The organism is Streptomyces sp. NPDC059477 (assembly GCF_042749375.1).
Taxonomy (GTDB): Bacteria; Actinomycetota; Actinomycetes; order Streptomycetales; family Streptomycetaceae; genus Streptomyces.
On sequence record NZ_JBHYUG010000052.1, the window covers coordinates 57,185 to 58,268 of the forward strand.

General features: G+C 73.7%; 1 protein-coding gene. It reads right to left on the reverse strand.

What is annotated here, in order from left to right:
- Window positions 1–158: 158 nt before the first annotated feature.
- Window positions 159–632 (reverse strand): ATP-binding protein, encoded by a 474-nt coding sequence (locus ACFXAZ_RS24650; RefSeq protein ID WP_384595183.1) that lies wholly within the window; start codon window positions 630–632, stop codon window positions 159–161.
- Window positions 633–1,084 lie beyond the last annotated feature (452 nt).

Genomic DNA, 1,084 nt, shown 5'->3' on the forward strand with positions numbered 1-1,084 from the left:
TGCCTTGGTTTGGTTGGGCGGTGTTTGTTGTCGAGCCCGCGGCTGGGCCGGGCCCGGGGGGGGGGGGGGCCGCCGCGTAGGGGACCCCCCCCCCCCCGCCCCGTTCCCGTGTACCGCGTTCCCGTGTACTACGTGCTCGTGTACTACGTGCCTGTGTACTACGCCGCTTCCGCGCCCAGTTCGAACCACACCGACTTGCCCACGCCGTGCGACCGTACGCCCCACGCGTCCGCGAGGGACTCCACCAGGGCGAGGCCCCGGCCGTTCGTCCCCTCGTGCGGGACCGGGGCGCGGGGCCGGGGCCGCTGGGCCACGAAGTCCCGTACCTCCACCCGCACGCCGTGCGGGCTCACCTCGGCCGTCAGCACCGCGTCCCGGTCGGTGTGCACCAGCGCGTTGGTGACCAGCTCACTCGTCAGCAACTCGGCTATCTGCGACTGTTCGGACCGCTCCCAGGTCCGCAGCAGCTCCCGCACCGCCCGGCGGGCCTCGGGCACCGCCCGTAGATCCGCCCGTCCCAGCCGGCGCAGCAGCCGTGGCCGCTGTCCCTCCTCCGGAGCCCCTGCCCCCGTCGGATGCGCCGAGCCGGACCCGACGGCCGTGGGAACGCCCCCGCGTGCTTGCCTCTTCATGACCCCCGCCCGCGTGCCGATCTCGGTTCCCCTCCTGCTCGAACACGTTCACGAGGATCCTTGCCCAATGGGTCACGGGGCACTCATTGCCCGTCGCCGAGCCCGGGATGTTCGGCCATCCTCACGGGACGGGAACGGTGTCCGGACGGATGGCGGACAACCCGTGTTCGGCATTCGGACCGCAGGAGTTCAGCCGGTCGGCCGGTTCGGGACCGTGCATCGGGGCGTGCGGGAGGTGAAGAGGGGGCGGGCCGTTTCGGACACCCCGATTTCGGGGGTCCCACGGCACATCGTCGCGTGCACGTGAATCTGGCTGGAAATACCCGGGTGTTCCTACCATCGGCATGGCGACGGGGGGGGGCCCCCGCCGCCCCCCGGGGGGCGGCGGGGCCCCGGTGGGAGAGGCCGACACCCCCCCCGGGGGCCCGGGCGCGGCCGGGGGGGGGTGAGGC